Annotated in this window: 21 protein-coding genes and 1 pseudogene; 8 read left to right on the top strand and 14 right to left on the bottom strand. The window is 43.8% G+C overall.

Annotated elements, in window-relative coordinates:
- Window positions 1-331 precede the first annotated feature (331 nt).
- Entirely contained in the window at window positions 332-949 is a 618-nt protein-coding gene (locus RTL34_RS10320) for an LOG family protein (RefSeq protein ID WP_312116721.1), read from the top strand.
- An 84-nt stretch (window positions 950-1,033) separates the two neighbouring features.
- On the opposite strand, the gene RTL34_RS10315 is transcribed toward RTL34_RS10320, so the two are convergent.
- Window positions 1,034-2,443, bottom strand: a complete 1,410-nt coding sequence (locus RTL34_RS10315) for an FAD-binding oxidoreductase (RefSeq protein WP_312116707.1) — start codon at window positions 2,441-2,443, stop codon at window positions 1,034-1,036.
- Window positions 2,444-2,662: 219 nt separating this feature from the next.
- Here RTL34_RS10315 and serA point away from each other — a divergent pair, with 219 nt between their 5' ends.
- Window positions 2,663-3,895, top strand: coding sequence for a phosphoglycerate dehydrogenase (serA, locus tag RTL34_RS10310; RefSeq protein WP_007117350.1), 1,233 nt, complete (start codon window positions 2,663-2,665; stop codon window positions 3,893-3,895).
- A 63-nt stretch (window positions 3,896-3,958) separates the two neighbouring features.
- Here serA and RTL34_RS10305 read toward each other — a convergent pair whose 3' ends face one another.
- The 3 genes from RTL34_RS10305 to ettA form a co-directional block, all read right to left on the bottom strand.
- The gene (locus tag RTL34_RS10305) at window positions 3,959-4,561 is read right to left on the bottom strand and encodes a retron system putative HNH endonuclease (RefSeq protein ID WP_076775317.1); all 603 of its coding nucleotides are present in this window, start codon (window positions 4,559-4,561) and stop codon (window positions 3,959-3,961) included.
- A gap of 3 nt (window positions 4,562-4,564) precedes the next feature.
- A complete protein-coding gene (locus tag RTL34_RS10300; RefSeq protein WP_312116704.1) occupies window positions 4,565-6,058 on the bottom strand; it encodes an AAA family ATPase in 1,494 nt (497 codons plus the stop codon).
- Between the two features lie 93 nt (window positions 6,059-6,151).
- The gene (gene ettA, locus RTL34_RS10295) at window positions 6,152-7,813 is read right to left on the bottom strand and encodes an energy-dependent translational throttle protein EttA (RefSeq protein WP_065263169.1); all 1,662 of its coding nucleotides are present in this window, start codon (window positions 7,811-7,813) and stop codon (window positions 6,152-6,154) included.
- Window positions 7,814-8,084: 271 nt separating this feature from the next.
- Here ettA and RTL34_RS10290 point away from each other — a divergent pair, with 271 nt between their 5' ends.
- Entirely contained in the window at window positions 8,085-8,369 is a 285-nt protein-coding gene (locus RTL34_RS10290) for a GNAT family N-acetyltransferase (RefSeq protein ID WP_099833372.1), read from the top strand.
- A 78-nt stretch (window positions 8,370-8,447) separates the two neighbouring features.
- Here RTL34_RS10290 and infC read toward each other — a convergent pair whose 3' ends face one another.
- Together infC and thrS are read right to left on the bottom strand one after the other, a co-directional pair.
- Window positions 8,448-8,945, bottom strand: coding sequence for a translation initiation factor IF-3 (infC, locus tag RTL34_RS10285; RefSeq protein ID WP_172460503.1), 498 nt, complete (start codon window positions 8,943-8,945; stop codon window positions 8,448-8,450).
- A 35-nt stretch (window positions 8,946-8,980) separates the two neighbouring features.
- Window positions 8,981-10,909: a threonine--tRNA ligase gene (gene thrS / locus RTL34_RS10280; RefSeq protein WP_312116700.1), complete on the bottom strand. Its 1,929-nt coding sequence runs from the start codon at window positions 10,907-10,909 to the stop codon at window positions 8,981-8,983.
- 446 nt (window positions 10,910-11,355) lie between these two features.
- Here thrS and RTL34_RS10275 point away from each other — a divergent pair, with 446 nt between their 5' ends.
- A complete protein-coding gene (locus RTL34_RS10275; RefSeq protein WP_312116699.1) occupies window positions 11,356-12,375 on the top strand; it encodes a 5'-nucleotidase in 1,020 nt (339 codons plus the stop codon).
- A 91-nt stretch (window positions 12,376-12,466) separates the two neighbouring features.
- Here the strand turns inward: RTL34_RS10275 and RTL34_RS10270 are convergent.
- The 5 genes and pseudogenes from RTL34_RS10270 to RTL34_RS10250 form a co-directional block, all read right to left on the bottom strand.
- A pseudogene (locus RTL34_RS10270) lies at window positions 12,467-14,070 on the bottom strand (cation acetate symporter); the annotation flags it as partial.
- Between the two features lie 223 nt (window positions 14,071-14,293).
- Complete coding sequence (locus tag RTL34_RS10265; RefSeq protein ID WP_099807461.1) at window positions 14,294-14,614, bottom strand: DUF485 domain-containing protein; 321 nt, start codon at window positions 14,612-14,614, stop codon at window positions 14,294-14,296.
- A gap of 477 nt (window positions 14,615-15,091) precedes the next feature.
- A complete protein-coding gene (locus tag RTL34_RS10260; RefSeq protein ID WP_312116696.1) occupies window positions 15,092-15,496 on the bottom strand; it encodes a thiol-disulfide oxidoreductase DCC family protein in 405 nt (134 codons plus the stop codon).
- Between the two features lie 18 nt (window positions 15,497-15,514).
- Window positions 15,515-16,465, bottom strand: a complete 951-nt coding sequence (locus RTL34_RS10255) for a TIGR01777 family oxidoreductase (RefSeq protein ID WP_312116695.1) — start codon at window positions 16,463-16,465, stop codon at window positions 15,515-15,517.
- 171 nt (window positions 16,466-16,636) lie between these two features.
- On the bottom strand, window positions 16,637-17,155 hold the full coding sequence (locus RTL34_RS10250; protein WP_060995248.1) for a GbsR/MarR family transcriptional regulator: 519 nt from the start codon (window positions 17,153-17,155) through the stop codon (window positions 16,637-16,639).
- A 206-nt stretch (window positions 17,156-17,361) separates the two neighbouring features.
- Between RTL34_RS10250 and RTL34_RS10245 the strand changes: the two genes are divergently transcribed.
- Window positions 17,362-18,183 carry an enoyl-CoA hydratase/isomerase family protein gene (locus tag RTL34_RS10245; RefSeq protein ID WP_312116694.1) on the top strand — a complete coding sequence of 274 codons (822 nt, stop codon included), beginning with the start codon at window positions 17,362-17,364 and terminating at the stop codon, window positions 18,181-18,183.
- Window positions 18,184-18,235: 52 nt separating this feature from the next.
- On the opposite strand, the gene RTL34_RS10240 is transcribed toward RTL34_RS10245, so the two are convergent.
- A complete protein-coding gene (locus tag RTL34_RS10240; protein ID WP_312116691.1) occupies window positions 18,236-18,970 on the bottom strand; it encodes a glycosyltransferase in 735 nt (244 codons plus the stop codon).
- Between the two features lie 184 nt (window positions 18,971-19,154).
- Here RTL34_RS10240 and RTL34_RS10235 point away from each other — a divergent pair, with 184 nt between their 5' ends.
- Window positions 19,155-19,967 carry an NRDE family protein gene (locus tag RTL34_RS10235; RefSeq protein WP_312116688.1) on the top strand — a complete coding sequence of 271 codons (813 nt, stop codon included), beginning with the start codon at window positions 19,155-19,157 and terminating at the stop codon, window positions 19,965-19,967.
- Window positions 19,968-20,035: 68 nt separating this feature from the next.
- Here the strand turns inward: RTL34_RS10235 and RTL34_RS10230 are convergent, their stop codons facing one another.
- The gene (locus RTL34_RS10230; protein ID WP_312116686.1) at window positions 20,036-21,106 is read right to left on the bottom strand and encodes a CobW family GTP-binding protein; all 1,071 of its coding nucleotides are present in this window, start codon (window positions 21,104-21,106) and stop codon (window positions 20,036-20,038) included.
- 97 nt (window positions 21,107-21,203) lie between these two features.
- Window positions 21,204-21,977, bottom strand: coding sequence for an osmolarity response regulator transcription factor OmpR (gene ompR, locus RTL34_RS10225; RefSeq protein WP_286130670.1), 774 nt, complete (start codon window positions 21,975-21,977; stop codon window positions 21,204-21,206).
- Between the two features lie 579 nt (window positions 21,978-22,556).
- On the opposite strand from ompR, the gene RTL34_RS10220 reads away from it, so the two are divergent.
- Together RTL34_RS10220 and menA are read left to right on the top strand one after the other, a co-directional pair.
- Window positions 22,557-25,106, top strand: a complete 2,550-nt coding sequence (locus RTL34_RS10220; protein WP_312116683.1) for a Tex family protein — start codon at window positions 22,557-22,559, stop codon at window positions 25,104-25,106.
- Window positions 25,107-25,190: 84 nt separating this feature from the next.
- Window positions 25,191-26,123, top strand: coding sequence for a 1,4-dihydroxy-2-naphthoate octaprenyltransferase (gene menA, locus RTL34_RS10215; protein WP_312116717.1), 933 nt, complete (start codon window positions 25,191-25,193; stop codon window positions 26,121-26,123).
- Window positions 26,124-26,219: the final 96 nt, after the last annotated feature.

The following is a 26,219-nucleotide window of genomic DNA, read 5'->3' as shown; positions in this document are numbered from 1 at the left end:
CCAATATCTATGCCAGTGGCAATGGAATCGCTGCCGATGCCCATCATACTTAGGATATCTACTTGATGGTTTTTGATAGCCTATTGTTCTTATCGAGGCTATCTATCTTATCTAGGCTATTTTATTCAGCCTTTCATTGATGGCTTTTTAACAGCCATTGCTTTATTTTTCGCCAACTGCACCAATTATAATGCCTATGCGCCAAATGTAGCCAAAATGAGATACGCTGCGCCTAGGATGCGTTCACGAATTTGTAGGATGATTGAGCTATAATGACAACACATTAAAAGGAAAAAGCATGACACCCGTAGATATTATTACTAGTAAAGAAATGAGCGATATTGCACAAATTGTCAAACTTCATGATATTGATGTTCCCTTAGTCGCTGTGTATTGCGGCTCTCGCAAAGGCAATGACCCCGTCTATGTCCAATCGGCGTATGAATTGGGTAGGGCATTGGTTGAAGCAGGATTAGGTCTGGTATATGGCGGTGCGGTGATTGGCTGTATGGGCGCGGTTGCCGATGGTGTAATTGAAAAAAACGGCATTGCCGTGGGCGTGATTCCTGAGTTTATGATGGATCGAGAAGTGGCGCATGGTGGGCTGACGCGTCTGCATTTGACCGATACCATGCATACCCGTAAAGCCATCATGGCAGAGTACGCCAGTGCCTTTATCACCTTGCCAGGTGGGCTTGGCACGCTTGAGGAAATCATGGAAATTGCCACTTGGCGACAGCTATATCAACATGAAAAACCGATGATTATTCTCAATATCAATGGTTTTTATGACAAATTGATTGAACATCTACAGTTTACCGCTGAGCAAGGTTTTATGAAACCAGAAGATTTACAGCGATTAATCGTTTGTAATACTGTCGCCGATGCCATTGAACTCCTCAAACCGATTGTTAAAATGCCAGACACGATGAATGTGAATAAAATCTAACCTTGTGAGTAGCAAAAAAAAGACCTGAGTTAAAGGTCTTTTTTTGTATCCTTTTTTTGTATCCCTTTTTTGTAACAGTGTTATCTAGTCGAAAATCTTACCACGATTCATAATCCCATTGGGGTCAAACACTTGCTTGATGGCGCGTAAATAATCAATTTCTTCGTCAGGACGGGTATAATTCAAATACGGCTTTTTGGTCATGCCCACGCCATGCTCCGCTGAGATAGAGCCGTTGTATTTTTGCACCGTTTCAAATACATACTTGTTGACCATTTGGCATTTTTCAAAAAATTCGTCTTTGCTAAGGTTTTCTGGTTTTAAAATATTTAAGTGTAAATTACCATCACCGATATGCCCAAACCAGCACACTTGAAAATCCGGATAGTTTTGGCTAACAATGGCATCGATATCGGCGATAAACTCTGGCACGCGGCTGATGAGCACAGAGATGTCATTTTTGTATGGGGTAAATACCGAGATGGTCTCAGAGATATACTCGCGCAGTTTCCATAGCTCTTGGGCTTGGTGAATCGATTGGCTCATCACCCCATCAAGCACCCAGCCTTCGCTCATACAGTCTTCAAAAATCTGCATCGCCATGTCCATAATCGGCTCGTAGGGCGCTTCAAATTCGAGTAGCGCATAAAACGGCGCATCGGTTTCAAACGGTTTTTGCACATGCCCTGTAGCAAGTAACTTGTCAACCGCGACATCATCAAAAAATTCAAACGCGGTCAAATCCATTTTGCTTTGAAAGGCTGACAGGATTTGCATGATATTGGCAAACTCTGGCACGCCAAGCACCATGACAGTTAGGTTCTTGGGCTGGCGCTCTAGTTTGACTTGCACTTCGGTGACAATACCTAAGGTACCTTCTGCCCCGATAAACAAATGACGCAAGTCATAACCGGTGGCATTTTTTATCATGCCTTTATTGAGGTGCAAAATATCTCCTTTACCTGTCACCACGGTAAGACCTAATATCCAGTTGCGGGTCATGCCGTATTTGATGACCTTGATACCGCCGGCATTGGTGCCAATATTGCCGCCAAGCTGGCTTGAACCGGCTGAGGCAAAGTCCACCGGGTAGTATAACCCTTGCTGCTGGGCAAAATCTTGCAGCGCTTTGGTGACAATACCAGCTTCCACTTCTACCATGCGATCGGCAGGGTAGAAGGCAAGCACTTTGTTCATTTTATCCAGGCTAATCACTACCTCGCCATTGGCGGCAACCGCCCCTGCAGATAGCCCTGTCCGTCCACCGCTTGGGGTAATGACGATGTTAAGCTCATTACATAGCTTGACGATGGCTTGCACTTGCTGGGTGGATTTTGGGAAGACAATGGCGCTGGCATTGGGCTCAAAATGCTTGGTCCAATCTTTGCCCCAAAAGCCCAAACTGTCCGCGTCGGTTTTGATTTGGTGTTCGTCAAATCCTTGCTGGCGTAGTTGTTCAATGAGCGTATTGATGGCGGTCTGATTAGCAGTCATGGTGTGGCTTTTACCCATATGTTTATACAGATTGAAAAGGTTTTTGAGGCTCTATCATAGCATAACTAACGGCATAAATTTTGACAAAAACACTGGCGATTGATGAAGAATTTTTTACCCATAAGACAAAAAAATCATGCCATCTTGCTGGAATTTCACCACAAAAAACTCAGCAAGTGTGATAGGATAATTGACTAAAAATACTGACTAGGGGTTGTTATGGCACAAAATCTATCACTTGAAAAAGACAAGATCCGCTTTTTGATGCTTGAAGGCTTGCATGACAATGCCTTTAAAGTGCTGTCAGAGGCGGGCTATCACAATGTTGAGAACATCAAAACCGCCTTAGACCCCGAAGAACTTATCGAAAAAATCAAAGACGCCCATTTTATCGGCATTCGGTCTCGCACCCATTTGACCCGCGATATTTTAGAAAAAGCCGAAAAGCTCATCGCCATTGGCTGTTTTTGTATTGGCACCAACCAAGTGGACTTGGAAGCTGCCCGTGAGCTGGGTATCCCTGTCTTTAATGCCCCTTATTCTAACACCCGCTCTGTCGCGGAGCTTGTCCTTGCCGAAATCATCATGCTGATGCGGGGTATTCCTGAAAAAAACGCAGTGGTACACCGTGGCGGCTGGAACAAATCTGCCAAAGACAGCTATGAAGTGCGCGGCAAAACTTTGGGTATCGTAGGTTATGGCTCTATTGGTACTCAGTTATCGGTACTCGCTGAAAGCCTTGGTATGAAAGTCATCTATCATGATGTGGTCACCAAATTGCCATTGGGCAACGCCACCCAAGTGGGAAGTCTAGAAGAACTGCTTGGTAAAGCCGATGTGGTCACCTTGCATGTGCCAGATTTGCCAAGCACGCGTAACATGATTACCGCTACAGAATTGGCGGCCATGAAGCCAGGCGCGCATCTTATTAATGCGGCGCGTGGCAAATGTGTGGATATCGATGCGCTAGCAGCAGCCCTGCAAAGTGGTCATATCTTGGGCGCGGCGATTGACGTGTTCCCCAAAGAGCCAAAATCAGCGGATGACGAGTTTGAATCACCACTGCGCGCGTTTGACAATGTGATTTTGACACCGCATATCGGCGGCTCAACCCAAGAAGCCCAAGCCAATATCGGTCTTGAAGTGGCAGAAAAATTTGTGCGTTACTCGGATATGGGTGATACTGCAACCTCAGTGAATTTCCCAAATGTTAGTATGCCGCAAAAAGAAGGTACGCATCGTTTGCTACATATTCACCAAAACGTGCCTGGCGTGTTGTCACAGATTAACAAATCCTTTGCCGATGCCAATATCAATATTTTTGCCCAAAGTCTGATGACTGAAGAAGATGTGGGCTATTTGGTGATGGATGTGGGTAGCGGCGATTCTGCGCAAGCGGTTGAAGCACTCAAAAATATCCCAGAAACCATTCGGGTGCGGGTGTTGTTTTAATTGAAAATGCTTAAATTTTTTGAAATAGAGAAACCAGCTAATTAAGCTGGTTTTCAATATTTATTATGCTAACTTTCTAAGAATATATTGGAATTCTTGATATTCTACGGTATCACTAAAAGCTTGTAAAATCGTGTCTAGGTTTTCCCTGTCCATAATTTTAATTGGAATATCCGCTGAGCTTGGGTCAAAAGTAAAGCTTATCATATCAATTTTAGCTTTGCGTTTATTGCATAGCGTTGGATTGTTTAAATTAAGAATAGTAATTGCCTGTTCGGCTCTAGTAGATTTACTTTCAAGCTCGCCTGCAAGATTAATTTTAATTTCAATATCACATTCAATCATCAAGGGGTTTAAATCTAATTCTTGATTTCCTTTTGCATTGTCGCATTGCTTGGGTGTTTTACAAGAAAGTAGCAGATTATTATAGTCGTAAGTGAGTGCGGGATATAAATTCCTACTTTTTACATGCTCAATAGTTACTTGAGTTTCCAATGCTTGACAACAATAACAACATAAATTCTTCTGCTCAGGTCTTAATTGTTCCCGTAGTATTTCATAGCCATCTTTATAATCTTTCCCTAAAGTCCAACCGTTAGGTTTTTCATTTTTGACCCAATCTTCAACTTGAACAGGCATAGAAAGTTTTTTACTAATGAATTGCATTGCTTAACTCACTTTATTTTGAGCAAGTTTTGCTTGGGCAAGCATCAATCTCACTTTTAGCAATTCGGTATTACTGGATGATACCTTTTTCGCTATGTTATTGATTTGGCTTTCCGCACTTTCCAGTTCTTTATGGCTAATCGCTCGGCGAATACCATTAAAAGCTTTATCAATTTCTGGCGTGCGATAGGGAACGTGAAAGACATCGTTTAAAACGGTATTGGCATCTTCCCCATAGACATTGCCAATGGTTTGCAGTTGTCCATTATCAAGTGAGTAAACCAAAATATCTTGGCGGTCACTGACGATATGCGGTGAGTGTGTGGTTAGAATAAATTGGACTTTGGGAAAGGTGCGAACAAGTTTGTCGATAAGGTCGTGTTGCCATTTTGGGTGCAGGTGCAAATCAACTTCGTCAATCATGACAACGCCTTCGCCTTGAAGTGGGTCGTCTAGGCTTGGGTTGAGAATGGCTAAACGTCTAGCAATGTCACCAACAAGGGCAAGTAATGATTTTTCGCCCTGAGAGAGTTGATTAACGTCTAATTCTTCGCCGTCTTTTTCAACTATCATAGTCGGTGTGCCTTGACGGCGTATGCGTGGGTTTTTAAATTCTGTAAAATATTCAATAGATTTGCGAACAGCATTTAAGGAAGGCTTACCTTGATAATTAATTGTAGCTTTATAATCATCTAAATTTTTAGTTATTCGCTCAAATTCCTGTTCGGCATGAAATATTTGTTCTTTAATTTCGCCTAAATGAGTATAAATTTTTGCTCTATCAAGACCTTCTGAGAATTCCAATTGATTTTCTAAATCTTGTTCTTCTAATCGTAGTAATTGAATATTTCTTAAATAAGGCATTTCCTCTTTAGTTTGTTTGTCGAAACCAAGTAAAATTGTTTCATTCTCTATATCTTCAATATCACGAAACCATTGAAAAAACTGATTATAAGATAGTCCAGCACTAAGAGCATTTTCATAGCCAGTTAGTATATTTGTAGTAAAACTTTCATTCCAATTAAAAGGCTTGTGGTTAATATCTCTGCTATCACTATAATACACAATCAAAGGTAGACTACTAATAAGCCCTAATTCATAATCTCGAAAGTAATTTGAAAACAATTCATCAAGATTATTTCCATTTTGTAAATTCGAGCTAGTCCAATTTGGTAATCTATCTTTTACAGTTGTAACAGACCAATTCAAGGACTTTTCAAATCTATTTAGTAGAGATATTTCAATACTCGCTTTATCAAATTTATTATTAATTTGAGAAATATCTATTGAACTACCAAATTTATTTTCTTTACCTTTAAATAAATCAAGAAACCAACTTAACCCAGTTGCTAACGCTTGCAAAATTTGCGATTTACCCGCTCCATTATTTCCCACAATTACCGTTACATTACTTGCTCTATCTTCAGTCGGAGCAAAGTCAATCGTCAAATCCTCAAATCTGCCATAATTTCGTAACTGTAATTGTTTGATTTTCATCATGTTTTCCAATATTGATAAGCGTTAAAAAACCCCACTCAAATCGCTTGAGTAGGGTTAATATAGCATAAATTATTAGGCAGAAATCGCTAACTATTTCGCAATTTTTTTATATTTCATGCGTTTTGGTTCGGCATCCGCGCCCAACTGTTTTTTGCGGTATGCCTCAAACTCTGAGTAGTTACCATCAAACCAAATCGGACCTTCTTCTTCAAACGCCAAAATATGGGTGGCAATACGGTCTAAGAACCAGCGGTCATGCGACACCACCATCACCGTACCAGGGAACACTTCCACCGCATCTTCAAGCGCGCGCAACGTCTCGACATCAAGGTCATTCGATGGCTCATCGAGTAACAGCACGTTTGCCCCTTGTTTTAAGGTTTTAGCAAGTTGCAGACGGTTACGCTCACCACCCGACAGGCTACCGACCAGTTTTTGTTGGTCTTGACCTTTAAAGTTAAAGCGTCCGATATAGGCACGGCTAGGTGTGGTGTATTCGCCCACGGTAATCATATCAAGACCGTCGGAGACTTCTTCCCACACGGTTTTTTTGTCGTCAAGCTCATCGCGTACCTGTCCCACATACGCCACTTTCACTGATTCACCCACTTCAACTGTGCCCGTATCTGGCTTGTCTTTGCCTGTAATCATGTTGAACAAGGTCGTTTTACCTGCACCATTGGGTCCGATAATCCCCACAATTGCCATCGGTGGCACAGTGAAGGATAGGTTTTCGTATAGCAAACGGTCACCAAATGATTTTGAGATATTGTTGACTTCAATGACTTTGTTGCCAAGGCGTGGTCCTGGTGGAATGTAGATTTCGGCGGTTTCGTTACGCTGTTGGAATTCTTTGGAGTTTAATTCCTCAAAACGTTGCAAGCGAGATTTGGACTTGGCTTGCTGACCTTTTTGGTTTTTACGCACCCATTCAAGCTCTTGTTTGAGCGCTTTGGCAAAGGCTTCTTCTTGTTTTTGCTCTTGTTCTAGGCGTTTATTTTTTTGCTCAAGCCACTCAGTGTAGTTACCTTGGTAAGGGTAGCCATAGCCACGGTCAAGCTCCAAAATCCACTCTGCCACATTATCAAGGAAATAGCGGTCATGGGTAATCGCTACAATAGTGCCGCTATAGTCTTTTAAGAAATGCTCAAGCCAAGCGACTGATTCAGCGTCCAAGTGGTTGGTAGGTTCGTCAAGGAGCAGCATATCAGGCTTTGATAGTAATAGACGGCATAAGGCGACACGGCGTTTTTCACCACCCGATAATTTGCTCACGTCAGCATCCCACGCGGGTAGGCGCAGCGCATCGGCGGCTTTTTCTAACTGGTTGTTGAGGTTATGAGCATCCCATGCTTGGATGATGTCTTCCATTTTGCCTTGTTCGGCGGCAAGTTTGTCAAAGTCGGCATCGGGTAGCGCATATTCACCGTAAATTTCATCAAGGCGCGCCAATGCGTCTAGGGCTTCACGCACACCGTCTTCCACGTTGCCGCGCACGTCTTTGGCAGGGTCTAGCTGCGGTTCTTGGGCAAGGTAGCCAATCTTGATACCCGCTTGCGCACGCGCTTCACCGTTATACTCGGTGTCCACGCCTGCCATGATTTTAAGCAAGGTTGATTTACCGGCGCCGTTGAGACCCAGCACACCAATTTTTGCACCTGGGAAAAAAGACAAGCTGATGTCTTTTAGGATTTCCCGTTTGGGTGGAACAATTTTTGATACCTTGTTCATGGTATAAATATATTGAGCCATGTTTTTCCTGTTTAAGTTAGCTAATAGCAAGTGAAGGTAAGACGTATTATCCACGCCAAAAAATTTGAAAAATGGTAAGATTTAACCGCTTATTATCGCATTGTTAACAGGGTGGGGCAAGGTAAAAGCCTAGTGATAAATCATTTGCAAACCCCATACCGAATAGGCAAAAACTTTTACAAGTCATGGACAGTGGTTGTGCTACTATCAAACGGCAAATAACCAAGTCACAGATAGCATAGTAGACAACAAAATACACAAGGAGAGAACCATGTCGGATTTACAATTATCGATTCACCATAACCAGCAATCACAACGCTTTGAAACCACCGTTGACGGCACTACTGCTTACATTAGCTATGTGGATAATGGTGATGTCATCGTATATGACCATACCATTGTGCCAGACGCGATTGGCGGGCGCGGTATTGCAGGGGCGTTAACCAAGCACGCGCTAGACTATGCCCGTGAGCAAGGTAAAAAAGTAGTGCCAGCCTGCTCTTACGTGGCAAGCTACCTGCAAAAGCACCCCGAATACAGTGATTTAAAAGCTTAAACTTTTATCAATGTGTCAACACGCCAATAAAAAAACCACATAAGTTGATGTGGTTTTTTTATAGCTAGGGTTTGCTCATCATTTTTTCTTGGTAGGTCCAAGTAGCATACCCATTTGACGACCTTCAACTTTTGGTTGTTGTTCAACATTGGCAACATCGGTCGTATCGGCAATGACTTTTTCAAGCTGCTGCAAGCCAATTTGTTGGTGAGCCATCTCACGACCACGGAAGCGAATGGTGACTTTGACTTTGTCTTGGTCTTCCAAAAACTCACGGATTTTACGAAGTTTGACTTGATAGTCGGCTTCTTCCGTACCAGGACGCAATTTGATTTCTTTAAGCTGCGTTTGTTTTTGGTTCTTTTTGGCTTCTTTGGCTTTTTGTTTTTGGTCGTACAGATATTTTCTGTAGTCCATCACTTTGGCAACAGGAGGCTGAGCGTCTGGTACTATCTCGACCAAATCCAACTCAGCATCACGGGCGGCCTGCAAAGCCGTTTTTATATCCACAACACCAACTTGTTCGCCGTCTTCTTTGACTAAGCGTACCTCTTTGGCACGAATTTCCTCGTTGATGTCTAATCGGTTTGAACTCTTAATAATACTTACTCCTACGCTGTTTTTGATTTGACGCGCCCTTTTTGGGCGGTCGCTTGGTTAACCAAGTCAATAAAGGCGTCGATACTCATCACGCCAAGGTTGTCACCTTCGCGAGTACGGACGTTAACTTGGTTGCTTTCTACTTCTTTATCACCCATGACAATCATATAAGGAATGCGTTCAAGGGTGCGTTCTCTAATTTTAAAGCCAATTTTCTCATTACGCAAATCGGTGATCACACGAAGTCCGGCTTGATTCAATTGTTCGGCGACTTTTTGACAGGCTGCCGCTTGGTTGTCGGTAATATTCATCACCACGACTTGCTGCGGTGCAAGCCAGACTGGCATCCAACCGGCGTAATGCTCGATGAGCATACCGATAAAGCGTTCAAATGACCCCAAAATCGCACGGTGGAGCATTACAGGGCGCTCACGTTCGCCTTGCTCATTGACAAACTCCGCACCTAGTCGTTCTGGCAGGTTAAAGTCAAGCTGCAGTGTACCGCATTGCCATACGCGGCCAAGACAGTCTTTAAGGCTAAACTCGATTTTTGGCCCATAAAATGCGCCTTCACCTGGCAGATACTGCCAGTCAAGCCCGGCATTATCCAACGCATCTGCTAAGTCTTTTTCTGCCAAGTCCCACAGCTGGTCAGCACCGACCCGTTTTTCTGGGCGAGTCGAGAGTTTCATTTGCACGTCATCAAAACCAAAGTCTTTATACACATCAAGGGTAAGCTTGATAAAGTCTTGGGCTTCTTGTTTGATTTGCTCATTACTACAAAAAATATGGGCGTCATCTTGGGTAAAGCCACGTACCCGCATGATGCCATGGAGTGAACCTGACGGCTCATTACGGTGGCATGAGCCAAACTCAGCAAGACGCAATGGCAAGTCACGGTAAGATTTTAACCCTTGATTGAACACTTGCACATGACACGGGCAGTTCATCGGCTTGATGGCATAGTCACGTTTTTCACTGTGGGTGGTGAACATCATGTCGCCATAATTTTCCCAGTGACCTGATTTTTCCCATAGGCTTCTATCGACGATTTGCGGGGTTTTGATTTCAAGATAGCCGTTATCTTTTTGTACTTTTCGCATATACTGCTCAAGCACTTGCCACATCGTCCAGCCATTGGGATGCCAAAACACCATGCCCGGCGCTTCTTCTTGCATGTGAAATAAATCAAGCGCTTTACCAATTTTACGATGGTCGCGTTTTTCCGCTTCTTCGATACGCTGGATATAGGCTTTTAGGTCTTTTTTATCTGCCCAAGCGGTACCGTAAATACGTTGAAGTTGCTCGTTTTTGGCATCACCGCGCCAGTAGGCACCACTCATTTTGGTGAGTTTAAAGGCTTTTAAGAAACGGGTATTGGGCACGTGTGGTCCACGGCACATATCAACATATTCTTGGTGATAGTATAAACCCATTTGGGTTTCATTCGGCATATCTTCGATAAGACGTAATTTATAAGTCTCGCCACGGTCTTGGAATACTTTGATAACCTCGTCACGCGGTGTCATTTTTTTGATAACATCGTAATCTTGGTTAATCAATTGCGTCATGCGCGCTTCGATTTTTTCCATGTCTTCTGGGGTAAACGGGCGCTCGCTGTAGATATCGTAATAAAAACCCTCTTCAATCACAGGACCGATAACCATCTTCACCTCAGGATACAGCTGTTTGACAGCATGACCCAGTAAGTGAGCGGTTGAGTGGCGAATGATTTCCACACCTTCCTCGTCTTTTGGCGTGATGATTTGAACGCTGGCGTCTTCGGTAATCGGGTCACACGCATCAACTAATTTGCCGTTGACACGTCCTGCAACGGTGGCTTTGGCAAGCCCTGCGCCGATACTTTGCGCCACTTCCATGACTGACGTTTGCCCATCAAATTGTTTAATATCGCCGTTTGGTAAGGTAATGGCTACCATAATTGCTCCTGTTGTCCTTTGGCAGTGATGACCGTTACTATCGGTCATGTAACCGTGAGAGATGGGAATAAAAAAAGGGAAAAACTCTGCCAATCCAGACTTACCGTGTCTCGATAGGCATTACAATCCCATGAATTCGTCGCTTTGCAAAAAGCGTAAACAAGATATTATAGCAAATTGCGGTGATGAAACCAACTTGCTGATTGAATTGCTTGCAGTGATGACAGAAAATGAGGCAGCTCACGATAGCCGCGTAAAAAACACTGCAATAGTCGACAGCTAATGATTGGTATCTGCAATTTGACTGGGTGTCTTGACACTAAGCTGTGGGGTCTTTAGCCGAACAAGTTACAGGAATAATCTAGATTACCCGTGGCAAAACTTATATAACTACAGCATAGTGAGTGCTATGCTTCATAACAATACGATTGATTAAGGGCATTTTTATGTCAGTTGATTTTTCCAATACATTAATTGTGGCGGTCTCTGCCACGGCATTGTTTGACCTATCGGAGTCTGAGCGGTTTTTCCAACAAGCGTTAACCGAAGATCCAGAAACGGCGATTGATAAATTTCGCAGCTATATGATTGAACGTGAAAATGATCCCTTGCAAACTGGGACGGGTTATCCGCTTATCAAAGCCTTACTCAATCTCAATCACCATTGTGTAGCCGATGACAAGGGCGAGGGCATAGCTGCGCCCATGGTTGAAGTGGTGATTATGTCAAAAAACAGCCCAGATACCGGTATTCAAGTATTAAATGCGCTGCGTAGTCATGGACTACCGATTAGTCGCTCGGCATTTACCTCAGGCGAAGGGGTGGCAGATTATGTGGCAGATTTTAAGGTGGATTTGTTTTTGACCACCAATCATGAAGATGCCCAGCAAGTCACCGATGCAGGCGTGTGTGCCTGCGCGATTTTGGATGCGCCGCCCATTGATATGAAAGAGCTAGACACCAATCAGCTACGCATTGCATTTGATGGCGATGCTGTGTTATTTGATGAAGCAGGGGAACTATTGTCGCGCCAGCAAGGACTCAAAGCGTTTCATGATTATGAAGCCAAAATGAGTGATGTGCCGATGAATAAAGGCCCGTATGCGGATTTTTTAATTAAACTCTCTAAACTACAAAAACGCCTGCCTGCTAAAATCAAGCATCCACCGATTCAAATTGCACTGGTGACCGCGCGCAATGCGCCTGCTGATTTGCGCGCGATTAAGACATTGCGTGATTGGGGCGTCAATGTGGATTTGGCGTTTTTTTTAGGTGGCTTGGATAAACGTCATGTACTGCAAACCTTTGCCCCGCATATTTTCTTCGATGACTCCATTCATAATTACGAATCTGCTAAAGGCGTCGTACCTTCAGGACTAGTGCCTTATAGTTCAAAATCAAAATTGTATGTCAAACAAGCGGATGCCGCGGCAACCCAAAACCTGGTTGAAATTCATCAAGGATAAAATTCATAGGTTGTATAAAAAATCCCATATAAAAAAAATACCGCTTATTGCAAGCGGTATTTGTTCTTGAACATTGGAATTGAACATTGGATTAGTGGTCAGATGCACCTGACGCACCGATACCGGTTAATGAACGTACATACTGTGCATCAAAGCCTTTTCTATCTAACTGCGCGCGTGGTGAGTTGTCAGTGATAGATGCGATCCACGCCAGAATGAAGGTCACAGGCATACTAAATAATGCCACGTTTTTGTATGGGAAAGCAGGTGATTCGTGTTTCATGATATCTACCCAAACCGCAGGTCCTAAGATAATCAGTAATACTGCGACGGCTAAGCCGCCAAACCCACCGATGACCGCACCACGAGTGGTTAGACCACGCCAGAACATCGCTAACAAAAGAATCGGGAAGTTAGCCGATGCCGCGACCGCAAATACCAAACTTGCAATGAACGCAAGGTTTTGGTTTTCAAAGATAATACCGGTCACGATTGACAATAAACTTAATGCAACCACGGTAATTTTTGATGCACGCATCTCTTCTTCAGGTCTCGCTTGACCTTTTCTGATAACACTCGCATACAAGTCATGGCTGACCGCTGAGGCGCCTGATAACGTCAAACCTGCCACAACCGCTAAGATAGTCGCAAAAGCAACAGCCGAGATAAAGCCTAAGAATAAGTTACCACCCACGGCATGGGATAAGTGAATCGCTGCCATGTTGGCACCACCGATGAGTGCTTGTGAGCTTACGCCATCTTTAACCACTGTCGTGAAATAATCTGGATGTTCAGCTAGGATAACGATGGCACCCAAGCCAATAATAACAATTAAGAAGAATACGTATGAAATACAGCTTGCAGCCACCAACACTGATTTACGCGCAGCTTTGGCATCTGGCACCGTAAAGAAACGCATCAATACGTGTGGTAAACCTGCTGTACCAAACAATAGACCCAAACCTAATGAGATAGATTCAATGGGATTATTAACCAATTTACCAGGTGACAAAATCGATTCGTGTTTGCTATGGGCAGCGACGGCTGACTTGAATAAATTTTCAAAACTAAAGCCAACATGGTTCATTACCATAAGGGCCATGAAAGTCGCACCTGACATCAATAAAATAGCTTTGATAATCTGCACCCAAGTGGTGGCTAGCATACCGCCAAACAATACGTAAACCATCATTAATATACCAACGATGATGACTGCGTAAATATAATCTAATCCAAATAATAATTGAACCAATTTACCCGCACCAACCATCTGCGAACCAAGTAGAGTGCAACGACGACCAACGTGCCGGATGCAGCAAAAATACGTACAGGAGTTTGGGAAAAACGATAAGATGCCACATCTGCGAAGGTAAATTTACCCAAGTTACGTAGCCGCTCAGCGATTAAGAATAAAATAATCGGCCAACCAATCAAGAAGGCTAGCGTATAAATCATGCCATCATAACCGACGGTAAAAACCATACTCGATAACCCCAAAAAGGTTACCGCTGACATATAGTCCCCTGCAATAGCAATCCCGTTTTTGGTACCTGAGATACCGCCGCCCGCGGTATAGAAGTCGCTAGCGGTTTTGTTTTGTTTTGATGCCCAGTAAGTAATACCGAGTGTTGCAAAAACGAAAATCAAGAACATGATAATGGCTGAGATATTCAGCGGTTGTTTTTTTACTTCGCCTTCTAGGGCGCCCGCTGCCCATGCTGGCATCTGTGCCATCAGACCCACTAGCGTCAAGCTTACGGCAGTTGAAACCTTGCCGATACGCTTGTGCAAGCCTTTAACAGCCAGGCCGTTATATTGTTGTTGTAACATGCCACCCTCCATGGTGTCAAAAATGATGTCAAAATTGTTATAAAAAGCACAATTTTAAAATTGAAAACCCAACACAATCCCTGTGAGGTTATACTTTACCACTGTTGATATCATCGATTACTTTACGAGTCATCGTGTCAAATTCGCCGTTTGCTTTGCTGACATATATCCAAGTGATGACTGGTACAAAAATCATAATGGCAACAACAATGTAAAAGCCAACAGGGACAGTCGAGCCTGCTGACAGTGGCGCAGCAAACATTTCAGGATCAAAGCCCACGAGTAACAGATAGCCAAACCACACAATTAAAGTAATGATAGAAAAAGTAAGTCCTAGGCTTGTTTTTCTCTTTGCCATGCTTTGGAATTCAGAATGATTAATGATACGCTGAATTTGTGCCTCATCCATGATAACGCTCCTTGTAAATGAATGAAAAAGACAACTCATTGATGATTGATTCAACAATCAGTGTCAAAACTGACAAGGAAGATAGCGATTGGGTGACAATAACAGTAGACAACAATATGGTGAAGCAAGTCCGCTATGCTAAACGTAATAGATTGTCTTAAATGATACAAACAATCTCATCTTCCTGATTAATTACTATTATTAAATGAAAATTGTTAAAAAATCTAGCTATTTTTTCTCTAACTGTAAAAAAATTGTAGAATGTTAGTTGAAAATTAGTGGCGGCCCTATCAAAGCACCCAAAATTATTATTGGACATAACTTGATAGTCATAATTGTGACTAATCATGATTGCACCATCATGACTGTAACGCCCAATGACCAGTAAAAATTAGCAAACTATCCATGATAGAAGATAAATGATAGAGGATAGATGAATCATTGAGCGTACCTACCGCCATTCAAACCAAACGGCCTTTATTTGCCTCGAGTTGTACACATACCGTCTTTGCAGTCTGCTGCGACTTTACCATAGACAAGTTGGGTCATCCAGTTGGGTACACGGTTGCGATGTCGCGCAAAAATAGGGTAAATCATATCACTGGCTTGTTTCACTACAGGCCATTCAAACACGGTTGCAAATGGCAGTTGTGCGGTTTTGTATAGCAGTCTTACAGCATCCATGCCTTTTTGCATGTTCCCCTGTTTATCTTGCACACACAGATAAGTCATTGCCTCATCTTCGCTAATACCAAATTTGGCAAGTTCGTCCCGTGCGTCATCAATCGGAACGATGCGAATGGCGTTAGGTTTTTTTTCTACCATATGCAAGGCTTCGGTACGGCAGACAGGGCAGGTATCATCATAGTACATGGTAATCATATTAACAGTCTCCGAAGATTAGCGTTTTAGGGCATCTAATACGGTCAAGTCGTTAAATTCAAAACCTTGATCCAGTAATGCTGTGGGCACAACGCGTTGCCCATCCAATAGTAACGTCGACATTTCACCAAACATGGTCTTGACTAGAAAGGCGGGCAGGGTCATCACAGTAGGGCGGTGCAACCAAGTGCCCATCGCATCGGTAAATGCAGCATTGCTAATAGGCGTTGGATTGGTCAAATTGTAAATTTGCTGAGTGGGCAGGGTGTGAGTCAGGTTTTGTTCAATGATAAAAATCACCGCGCGCACCCAATCACTACGGCTAATCCAGCTCATGATTTGCTGACCATTGCCAAGCTTACCACCGGTGCCCATTTTAAATGGGGTAATCAGTCGCCCAACCATACCCCCCTCGGGCGCCATCACCACCCCTGTGCGCACAATCGCAACTGGCACAGCATCTGTTACGGCATATTTTGCAGTATCTTGGGCAGTCAAAGCTAGCTGCTCCCATGCCTGACAAATTTCGTGAGCGAAGTCGGTTTTTGTCACGGGGCTGGTTTCATCAAGCGCAGTTGGGTCGTTTTCCTTTTGGATACCGTACCAACCGATGGCTGAGCCGCTAATCAATAGTTTTGGCTTGTTGCCGACTCGCTCAATATAATCAATTACCGCTTGTGTGGGTTTTAGGCGACTATCAAACAATTCTTGCTTACGTGCCTCCGTCCAACGGCTGTCGGCAATACCCGCACCTGCTAGATTGATGATGACATCATACGTCTGATCGGTGCTGGCAAGATCGTCATAGCTAATAACGTCGTCTGCGATATTTTTGGTTTTCTCTTTTTCTACAGAACGAGATACCCAAGTGACTGACGCAGTGTCACCTTTTACGCCATGGGTTTTTAACGATTGTGTTAATGCTGTGCCTAAAAATCCTGAACCGCCTGTGATAAGTATTTTCATCATTTCTTTCCTTTTTTCTGTCAAAACTGAAATTTATGGGTAAAATTTTTAGCTTTTTGGTAAAACCAATTTGCCAACGATTACACTACTTAAACCGCCAACTATACAGCATAACAGGTTAAAACTTTGCCAGTCGGATATGTTGCAGTCATTGTCCCAATCCAGCATTTCCCATCATTTCACAAACTTCTGAATCGTTGCCCCAAGCTTTAGGATACGATTGAGCGTAGTGGACGAAAGTTTTAGCATCTCGTTCGCCCAACTCGTCAGCGTATCGACAAATTGGTAGGTGTCTTTGATACGTTGCTGTATGTCTTTACTTTCTGTGGCAAATTCTGGCTCATTGATTAAATCCGCCAAGAATCCAACCGTCGGCGCAAGCTCTCGGCGATAGCGTTCTTCGACAATCACCTTAGCCAATTCCCACACATCCGTGCCCGTGGTAAAATAATCGCGCCTATCACCGAGCGTATGTACCGTTTGTACCAGATTTAAGCTCTGCAATTCCTTGATACTATTGCTCACATTTGAACGCGCCACGCCTAAGGTTTCTTGGATTTCTTCGGCATTCATCGGCTTGCCTGCCAAAAATAACAAGGCATGAATCTGGGCAACAGTACGGTTTACGCCCCATTTATTGCCCATTTCGCCCCAGTGTAAGACAAATTTTTCCATGGTCGGTGTGAGTTGCACTTTTTAGCCTTATATATAAATCAATTTTTAATTATTTTGAGCTTTTTATATATTTCTGTCAATACAGAAATTTTGAAAATTGTAAAAATTTTGTGGTTGGGTTTGGATTGTTGACCTTATAAGTCGCGTTTTATTTCCCAAAAAAAAATAATTTCGGTAAGATGAAGTGGTTTATTGTTTTTATTTTTTTGGTATAAGGATGACCCATGACGGCAACCCAAACACAACAGCCCACCTTTCAAAAAGTCACGTATGATGTTGCAGATAGTGTTGCGACGATTACCCTAAATGACCCTGCATCTTTAAATGCGCTTGACAGCACCATGAAAGGCGAGCTATTGCAAGCCTTAAGCCATGCTGAATATGACGATACCGCCAAAGTCATCGTATTAACAGGCGCGGGCAAGGGCTTTTCAAGCGGTGGCGATATCCGCGAGATGTTAGGCTCAACCGAAACCCGCCAAGCGGTGCTAAAAATGGCACACGGGCTGACCACCGGCGTGGGCGAAATCAGCCGAAAGCTGCGAAAAATCAGTAAGCCTATCATCGCCCGTATCAACGGAGCAGCGGCAGGGGCGGGCATGAATATCGCCTTGGCGTGTGATTTTCGGGTGGCAAGCGACAATGCCAAGTTTTTGCAGGCGTTTGTCAATATCGGGCTTGTGCCTGATGCGGGCGGGATTTATCAGTTAACCCAACTGATTGGGGCGGCAAAGACCACCGAGCTTGTGATGCTTGGCGAGCAGTTTGATGCCAAAAAAGCCCAAGATTTAGGCTTAGTCAATGCTATCGTTCCAGCCGATGAGCTTGATGCCGCGGTGAAAAAACTCACCGACCGTTTGACAAGCTTGCCAACCTTGGCACTGGCGGCAATGAAGCAATCGATTAATCAAGTGGCATTTGCAGGACTAGATATCGCGCTAGACCAAGAGGTAATTTACCAAATGCAAATGGCGACCAGTGAAGACTTTAAAGAAGGGATTACCGCCTTTATGCAAAAGCGTCCTGCTGAGTTTAAAGGGCGATAAAGCATAGGGCAAGCTCCTAAAAACCCTGCAAAAAATAGCGTCACCACCGACGCTATTTTTTTTGCGTACCATAATGCCCAAACTGGTAGCGGATTTTGTTATCACGGATTTCACCAATAAAAAAACGATATAAATTGGCGTGAAGATATTTCCAGCCTGTATTAAAATAGCCATCTTGCTGCAAGCGGCGTGGGTCAAAGCGAAAGGTGAGCGGTAGCATCTGATAACGGGTGATTTTTTTGGCGCGATTGACATAGTCACAATCTTCACACAAAGTTATAGACTCATCAAAGCCGCCCAATTGGTCATGCACGGATTTACTGGAAAAAATACACGCACCGACCGCCGTTGGCGATAAAAATTGGCTAACAAAAATACCTATGTTAAATAGCAGATAACCCACTGTAAACCAAGGTTTTAGGTGGTCAGCATTCATGTACACGCCGGCTACTTTCAAGGATTTTTTATCCAATAATTGACTGGCTTGTTGCAAAAAGTCTGCATCCAACCGCACATCGGCATCTAAGAACAGTATCCGTTCATTTTTGGCTAGGCTTGCCCCTGTATTACGACCCAAGCTGACGCCACGCTTTGGCATTTTATGTACGCTTATCGCGGGCAACTGATGGCGAAAACTGGCTGCAATTTGACAGGTGTCATCTTCGCTGTTGGAATCCACCACAATGACTTCAAAATTTTGGTAGCTTTGCTGGGCTAAGTCACGCAAAATATTACCGATACGTTCGGCTTCGTTTAGGGTAATAATCACGATGCTAATTGGCGTCATAAGCTTATTCACAAGGGCAACAATCGTTTAAAACGGCAGTTTTTAGATTTTTTATCATAAATGAACAATATGACGATTTGGTGATTGCTAAAAAAGTTTTGGCTGCTAAGCTAGGGCATGAGTAATCGAGCTGATGCAAGGTCCAATGGGCGATGGCATCGTAAAAATTTAGAAGGAATGAAGTATGTGCATTGTGGCGTTGGCTTGGCAGCTGTTTGAGGATAAGCCCTTGGTATTATTATCCAATCGGGATGAATTTTTGCAGCGTCCTACGCGCGCACTGCATGAATGGCAATTGCCGAATGGAAAAAAAATCATCGCGGGGCAAGATGCGCAAGCAGGGGGCACTTGGTTGGGTATCGATCCTGAGCATGGGCGCTGGGGGGTGATTTTAAACTACCGAGAGATTATCAAAGATAAGCCTGTCTTTGCCACCTCCCGCGGTCAGTTAATCCTTGATTATTTGAGTGGTGAGTGGTCGCCCCTAGCTTTCGCAAGGCAAATTGATTTGCCTTGCTACGATGGGTTCAATCTAGTCATCGGCGATCGGCAGCAAGCAGTGCTACTTAATAATAAAGGGTATGGCATCGAGGTATTGGCAAAAGGCTTATACGTGTTATCCAATGGTCAACCAAATACGGCATGGTTTAAAACGCAGAAACTGCGCAGGCGAGTACGACAAGAGTTATTGCCGCTGCTTGCTGGGCACGAGGATTGGCAAACAGCCAATTGGAAAAACGTGGCATTTGAGATACTTCAAGACAGTGAACAAGCGCCTATCACCCAGCTACCTGATACAGGTTTAGGTATGGAGACAGAGTTGGCGTTGTCTTCCATCTTTATTCCTACCAATCGCCTCGATAAGCTGCTGGGAAGTCGCTATGGGACGCGCGTGAGTAGCTTGCTCACCATCACTCATACAGGGTTTGATATGCAAGAAAAAAACCTTGAAAATGACACTATCATCCGTATCACGACCGATGTTAACGCCACATAATCAATGAAAAAAACAGCCGCAAAATAAAAAAAATAGACAATAAAATCGGCTATCCACCAACCGTAAGCTTAACCGATATGCCCAAACATCATCATCAGCTCAGTATCGAGCCTATCAAAATCCAATTCGATAGTGTTATCCAAAAAAATCACTTCAATACGGTTATCGGTTTGTGGCTCACAGGCCATCAAATCGAGCGAATCCGGGGTAAAATTCATGGTTTGCCATTGCTCATCATGCGTATGCTTGATATGAACCACCGATTTGATACGTTGCCAGTTGGGCAGTGCCAACAGCCATTCCATCAGCACAGTCATATCAATTGTCCAGTCGGCTGACACCCGCCAGCCGATAATTTGATAGCCGTTTTGTATATCATGATAGCGAAAGGGCAAGTCATCATTGGCAGCTGTCGGTGACTGGGTCGTGTCGGCTTGGATGGTGGATGGAGCGTGGGACTGAGCAAAGCTCGTTAAGCTAATTTGTTGGTAGTGACTACGCTCGGCAAGCACTTGGCTTGATTGCTTGAGCGCTTGTTGCAATTGCCGCAGATTATCTTCGCTCAGCGTTTGTTCTGCTTGCCAAATCAAGTTTGCTTTAGGGTTTAAGCCCTTTACCCATGCGGTCAGTTGGGTTTTTTGGGTGTCATCCAACCCATGAAAGCGATTAATCACCACCACATCACAAAATCGCACATGGGCTTGGTAGCCTTCATTGTCACGATAACGGGCATCTTGCCAATGACGCGCATTGACGATACTGATGGCGGATTTTAGCGATAGCGCAGTTTGCCAATGCGGTGCAGATAGTTGCTCAATCAGCTCGCGCGGGTGTGCCAGCCCTGTCGGCTCAATCCATAATCGGTCAGGTCTATACTCAGAAGTCAAGCGAGCAAGCGCAATCTGTAGCGGTAGTTGCGAAGTACAGCAGATACAGCCACCAGATACTTGTCGAATCGCTAAATCATGGTCAGCATTACCCGTCAATAGCTTTTCATCAATACCGATTTGACCTGCTTCATTGACCAAAATCGCCCACTTTTCTTGGTGCTGAAAATGCGTGATACAGGCATTGATAAAACTGGTTTTTCCAGAACCTAAAAAGCCCATCACCAGGTGACAGGCTGTATTTACAATCAACGGTTTTATCATAAAAGTTTTTAACTCTGTTAACCTAGCTTTCCTAATCCGTTTTTCTAATTGGCTTTTTTAATCCGCTGTCTTAAATAGCGGTTGTCTAGCTTTCTGCCCCATCGGGTACAAACACGTAGCCCACGCCCCAAACGGTTTGGATATAGCGCGCTTGCGAAGGGTTATCTTCGATGAGACGGCGTAAACGCGATACTTGCACATCAATTGAGCGCTCCATTGCGCCCCATTCACGGCCGCGTGCCAAATTCATCAGTTTATCACGGGTTAATGGCTCACGGGGATGTTGTACCAAAGCTTTTAATACACTAAATTCACCTGTGGTTAAGGTCACGATGTTACCATCACGTTTTAGGGTGCGCGTTGATAAATCTAATGTCCATGACCCAAATTCCACCACTTCCATTTGCTGACTGGGTGCGCCTGGCAATTCACGCGTTTGCCGACGCAACACGGCTTTAATACGTGCCAATAATTCTTTGGGGTTAAAGGGTTTTGGCAGATAATCATCCGCGCCTGCTTCAAGTCCTGCGATACGATCGGCATCGGAACCTTTAGCGGTCAACATAATAATCGGAATATCGGAGTTTTCTGCGCGTAAGCGATGGCAAATACTGATTCCGTCTTCGTTAGGTAGCATCAAATCCAGCACAATCAGCGAAAATAACTCGCGCTGCATCAGTTTGTCCATTTGGTTGCCGTCATGCGCAGTACGTACAATATAACCATCGTCTTCTAAGAAACGTTGCAACAAAGTGCGAAGGCGCGCATCATCATCAACGACCAAAATGCGCTGATTCATATCGCCGGCGGCTGATTGATTGGGGGTAGATTCTACAGTGGGGTTGATGTCGTCACTCATTGATTATTTTCCTCATTTTTATCGTCGATATTCCTATCACCCATATTCCTATCACTAACGTTATTTTCACTCGAATGTTGTTTTCGCTACATTATTTTCGTTACATAGTTTTTATAAATACCCAATTGTTTTTATAACCGCTAAATATGTTGCATTAGCGTGTTGCACTGAACCTTATAATTAATAGTTAGGACAGGCAATGCTATAAAATATATGGGTATAAAAATTTTTATTAGGGACTGATAAAGTTATTTTGAAACGATTGGTTACAACTTGCAAGCATTATCAATCTTATTATTTAGCCAAATTTGCGTGGTTATGCGATTATTAAAGCAAAAAAATGTGTCGATTGCTGTAGTGATTTTGCTAAAAATGCGACGTTAGCTTATAGGATCGTCACTTATTATAGTCATTACTTAGCAAAATTTTAGTCTAACGACAGCCATAGGACTGGCAAGGTAAAAACTCACTAAAGATTTTTGTTAAAATGGCGTTTACCTATTATCTTTTTGTATTGTTTTGTTATAATGCGTGAACTCTGAAGTTATGAGTTCATCCTTATAAGTGTTAGGCAAAAATATGACTACAAACGTTACTGCCATTGCGGCTAATCCAGCGGTAGATGTACTCTCTGAGCAAGTCCAGCAAGCCATTTATCAAAAATTAGCTGCCAATCTTGGTATCAAACTCAACCAAATGATGGCATTTGTCAAACTCTACGATGATGGCGCGACGATTCCGTTTATTGCCCGCTATCGTAAAGACCAAACCGGCGGGCTCGATGACGTGCAGTTGCGTAGTCTGGAAAAATCGCTGAGCTATGAACGAGATATGGCCATTCGCCGCCAAAAAATCATTGAGCTGTTGACTTCACAAAATAAGCTGACCGATGAATTGAGTGAACGCATCAATCAAGCGGCATCCAAACTTGAATTAGAAGACATTTATTTGCCGTATCGTCCGCGCCGCCGCTCACTGGCAACCCAAGCGCGTGAAGCAGGACTTGAGCCAATTGCCTTGGCGGTTTTAAATGAGTCGGTAAGCCCAGCCGCAGCATTATCAGATTACCAAGCGCCAGCGCCTGTACAGAATGAAAACGGCGAAGCCGAAGCGTCAATTTTTGAAGATAAAGAAAAACAGCTATCAGGCATCGGTGCCATTATTATCGATGAGTGGACACAGCAGCTTGACCTACTCGATAAACTGCGCGTCGGCTTTGGTAAAATTGCCCAAATTCATAGCCGTCTAGTGGGCGAAGAAAAACGGGAAGTCGGCGAAAAATACAAAGACTATTTTGACCACGCTGAAAGCTTGGCGCGTCTACCCAATCATCGATTATTAGCGATGCTACGCGGTCGCCAAGACAACGTACTGACGATTGCCATTGAAGGTGATGATGCGCCATTTATCCAGCAAATTAATCACGCATTTAACTTAACGGCTGCCGAGCCTAGTGAGCGTCAACAGTTTTTATTGTCACTGGGCAAAAAACTGTGGTTGGACAAATGGCGTCCGCATATTGAGCATCGTTTGCTCACAGAAAAACGCTTAACGGCTGAATCAGCAGCAATTGACGTGTTTGCAAACAATTTACAGCATCTATTAATGGCAGCGCCAGCGGGTCAAAAAACGATTCTAGGCGTCGATCCCGGTATCCGTCATGGCGTCAAAATGGCGGTAGTTGATAGCCTAGGTCATGTTGCCAAAAATAGCGATGGTAGTTTTGCAATTGCAACAGTGTATCCATTTGCCCCAGACAATAAAGTCGATGAAGCCAAACAAATCATTGCCGATTTACTCAAAAATCACCATGTGGATTTAATCGCCATTGGTAATGGTACGGCTAGCCGTGAGACAGATGCTTTAATCAAAGAAATTTTGGCAGAAAACAGCGCTCAAGGAAACGGCGATATCAAAGCCGTGCCTGTGGTGGTCAATGAGTCTGGTGCGTCTGTGTACTCAGCCAGCGAACTGGCATCGCAAGAATTACAAGAGCTTGATGTATCCATTCGTGGGGCGGTATCGATTGCCCGTCGTTTGCAAGATCCCTTGTCCGAGCTGGTTAAAGTCGATCCCAAAGCCATTGGCGTGGGTCAATATCAGCATGATGTCAACCAAACACAGCTAGCTGATAGTTTAACCAAAGTCACGCAAGACTGCGTGAATGCAGTAGGCGTAGATGTCAACACCGCAAGCCCTGCGATTTTATCTTATATCGCAGGTCTCAATGTCAATGTGGCACAGCAAATTGTCAACTACCGTAACGAACACGGCGCCTTTGCCAATCGTGAACAGCTCAAAAACGTGCCAAGATTGGGTGCCAAAACTTTTGAACAAGCGGCAGGTTTTTTACGCATTCGTGGCGGTGATGAGCCGCTAGATGCGACAGGGTTACACCCAGAAAACTACGAGATGGTCAAACAATGGCTGGCTTCAACTGACAACAATCTCGACGATGTGCTAGGCGACGAGTCAGCGCTCAACAATCTGACCGCTTCACTTATCGCTGCCGCAAACGATGAGGTTAACGATGCCGAGCAAGCAACGCTGAAAGCCGCTGCCATCAAACAAGAATTAGCCAAACCTGCACACGATCCAAGACCGAGCTTTAAAACAGCAAAGTTTCGTGACGATGTCAATAGCCTCAACGATTTAACCGAAGGCATGACGCTTGAAGGCGTGGTCACCAATGTGACAAGTTTTGGTTGTTTTGTTGATGTTGGCGTCCATCAAGATGGCTTGGTACATATCTCAGAGATGGGTAACGAGTTTATCGCCGATCCGTTAAATCATGTCAAACCAGGTGATATCGTCACCGTTCGCGTGATTTCAGTGGATGCCGAACGCAAACGCGTGGGCTTTAGCATGAAGTCAGACACCCCAATGGTAGCCAAACCTGCTGAAAAAGCACCCGCTAGTAAAGCAAAAAATACCAACCAATCAGTGGGTGGTACGGCGAAAAAATACGCAGACCCTACCGAGCGCGGCGGTAAATCAGCCAAACATTCGGGCAAACCCCAACGTAGTGACAAAGCCGCTAAACCGCAAAACCAAGGAGCCGACAAACCGCAAAAAATTGGTAGCTTAGGTGCATTGTTGGCGCAAGCAGGTCTAAAAAAATCAACATAAACCCCGCATCATTGGTAAACGTGCATCCAAATGGCTAAATCCATTTAGATGTTGCGATTGGTGATACAAGGTTTCGAGTGAGTGATGGTCAAATTTTTACAAGCATTTTGGCAAGCGACTCGCCCACGCACTTATCCATTAGCGGTGGCTGGCATCATAGTAGCCAATGCGTTGGCATACTCGCGTATTGGTAGCTTCGAAACCAAAAATTGGCAAATCTTTTTGCTAAGCCTATGGGTTGCCTTAGGCTTACAGATTTTATCCAATTTAGCCAACGACTATGGCGATGGCATACGGGGTACTGATGCCCATCGACTCGATAGACAGACTGCCCAAGGGACAATCAACCCCAAGACCCTCAAGAAATTAATCATAAGTTGGGCGCTGTTTATTTTTGGCTGCGGTATTGGCTTACTTTGGCTGAGCTTTAACAGTCTCACCGATTTTTTCACCTTCTTAGCATTGGGCATCATCGCGATTATCGCCGCAGTGACCTATACCATGGGTAAAAACCCCTATGGGTACAATGTCAAAGGGGAAATAGCAGTATTTTTATTCTTCGGCTTAGTTAATGTACTAGGGGGCGTGTACCTACAAACACAATTTATCCGCGTGATGGATATTATTGCTGCCGTGATAATCGGACTGCTATGCACTTGCGTGTTGATGATTAACAATATGCGGGATTTTGACACAGATACAGGCGCTGGTAAAAATACCCTTGCCACCACCTTAGGCAAAGAAAGCATGAGCCACCTGTATCGGTTTATATTATTGGGTGCTTACTTTCTACTCATTACCTTTGCGACTTTGCGACAAAATTTTTATCTATTAAGCCTACTTGTTCTAGTCTCTCCGATTGCCAAACATCTTAAAATGGTTCGCCATTATAGTGATGAAAATATCCCCTCAAACGCACTAGCGCCAGAGCTAGCCAAAATTGTCTTAATTACCCTAGCGACCAGTATATTGATGAGTGTAAGCATTCTTATCTTTAACTATAAAAAACTAATTTGAAAATAAATCAAAAAAATTTTCGTAGTGGTATTGACATGGTTAAAGAAAAGCGTATAATACGCACTCACTGGCAGCGACTACAGCCACAAACTGTAG

It is taken from the genome of Moraxella sp. CTOTU47915 (assembly GCF_031986685.1).
Lineage (GTDB): Bacteria > Pseudomonadota > Gammaproteobacteria > Pseudomonadales > Moraxellaceae > Faucicola > Faucicola tetraodonis.
Note: the sequence above shows the minus strand (reverse complement) of the source record. Positions and strands in the feature narration are given on the sequence as shown.

Bases quoted from the DNA above. Each gene is read 5' to 3' on its own strand.
- RTL34_RS10320 (WP_312116721.1), top strand. From the start codon at position 332: ATGAGCGATATTGCACAAATTGTCAAACTTCATGATATTGATGTTCCC.
- RTL34_RS10315 (WP_312116707.1), bottom strand. From the start codon at position 2,443: ATGACTGCTAATCAGACCGCCATCAATACGCTCATTGAACAACTACGC.
- serA (WP_007117350.1), top strand. From the start codon at position 2,663: ATGGCACAAAATCTATCACTTGAAAAAGACAAGATCCGCTTTTTGATG.
- RTL34_RS10305 (WP_076775317.1), bottom strand. From the start codon at position 4,561: ATGCAATTCATTAGTAAAAAACTTTCTATGCCTGTTCAAGTTGAAGAT.
- RTL34_RS10300 (WP_312116704.1), bottom strand. From the start codon at position 6,058: ATGAAAATCAAACAATTACAGTTACGAAATTATGGCAGATTTGAGGAT.
- ettA (WP_065263169.1), bottom strand. From the start codon at position 7,813: ATGGCTCAATATATTTATACCATGAACAAGGTATCAAAAATTGTTCCA.
- RTL34_RS10290 (WP_099833372.1), top strand. From the start codon at position 8,085: ATGTCGGATTTACAATTATCGATTCACCATAACCAGCAATCACAACGC.
- thrS (WP_312116700.1), bottom strand. From the start codon at position 10,909: ATGGTAGCCATTACCTTACCAAACGGCGATATTAAACAATTTGATGGG.
- RTL34_RS10275 (WP_312116699.1), top strand. From the start codon at position 11,356: ATGTCAGTTGATTTTTCCAATACATTAATTGTGGCGGTCTCTGCCACG.
- RTL34_RS10265 (WP_099807461.1), bottom strand. From the start codon at position 14,614: ATGGATGAGGCACAAATTCAGCGTATCATTAATCATTCTGAATTCCAA.
- RTL34_RS10260 (WP_312116696.1), bottom strand. From the start codon at position 15,496: ATGATTACCATGTACTATGATGATACCTGCCCTGTCTGCCGTACCGAA.
- RTL34_RS10255 (WP_312116695.1), bottom strand. From the start codon at position 16,465: ATGATGAAAATACTTATCACAGGCGGTTCAGGATTTTTAGGCACAGCA.
- RTL34_RS10245 (WP_312116694.1), top strand. From the start codon at position 17,362: ATGACGGCAACCCAAACACAACAGCCCACCTTTCAAAAAGTCACGTAT.
- RTL34_RS10240 (WP_312116691.1), bottom strand. From the start codon at position 18,970: ATGACGCCAATTAGCATCGTGATTATTACCCTAAACGAAGCCGAACGT.
- RTL34_RS10235 (WP_312116688.1), top strand. From the start codon at position 19,155: ATGTGCATTGTGGCGTTGGCTTGGCAGCTGTTTGAGGATAAGCCCTTG.
- ompR (WP_286130670.1), bottom strand. From the start codon at position 21,977: ATGAGTGACGACATCAACCCCACTGTAGAATCTACCCCCAATCAATCA.
- RTL34_RS10220 (WP_312116683.1), top strand. From the start codon at position 22,557: ATGACTACAAACGTTACTGCCATTGCGGCTAATCCAGCGGTAGATGTA.
- menA (WP_312116717.1), top strand. From the start codon at position 25,191: ATGGTCAAATTTTTACAAGCATTTTGGCAAGCGACTCGCCCACGCACT.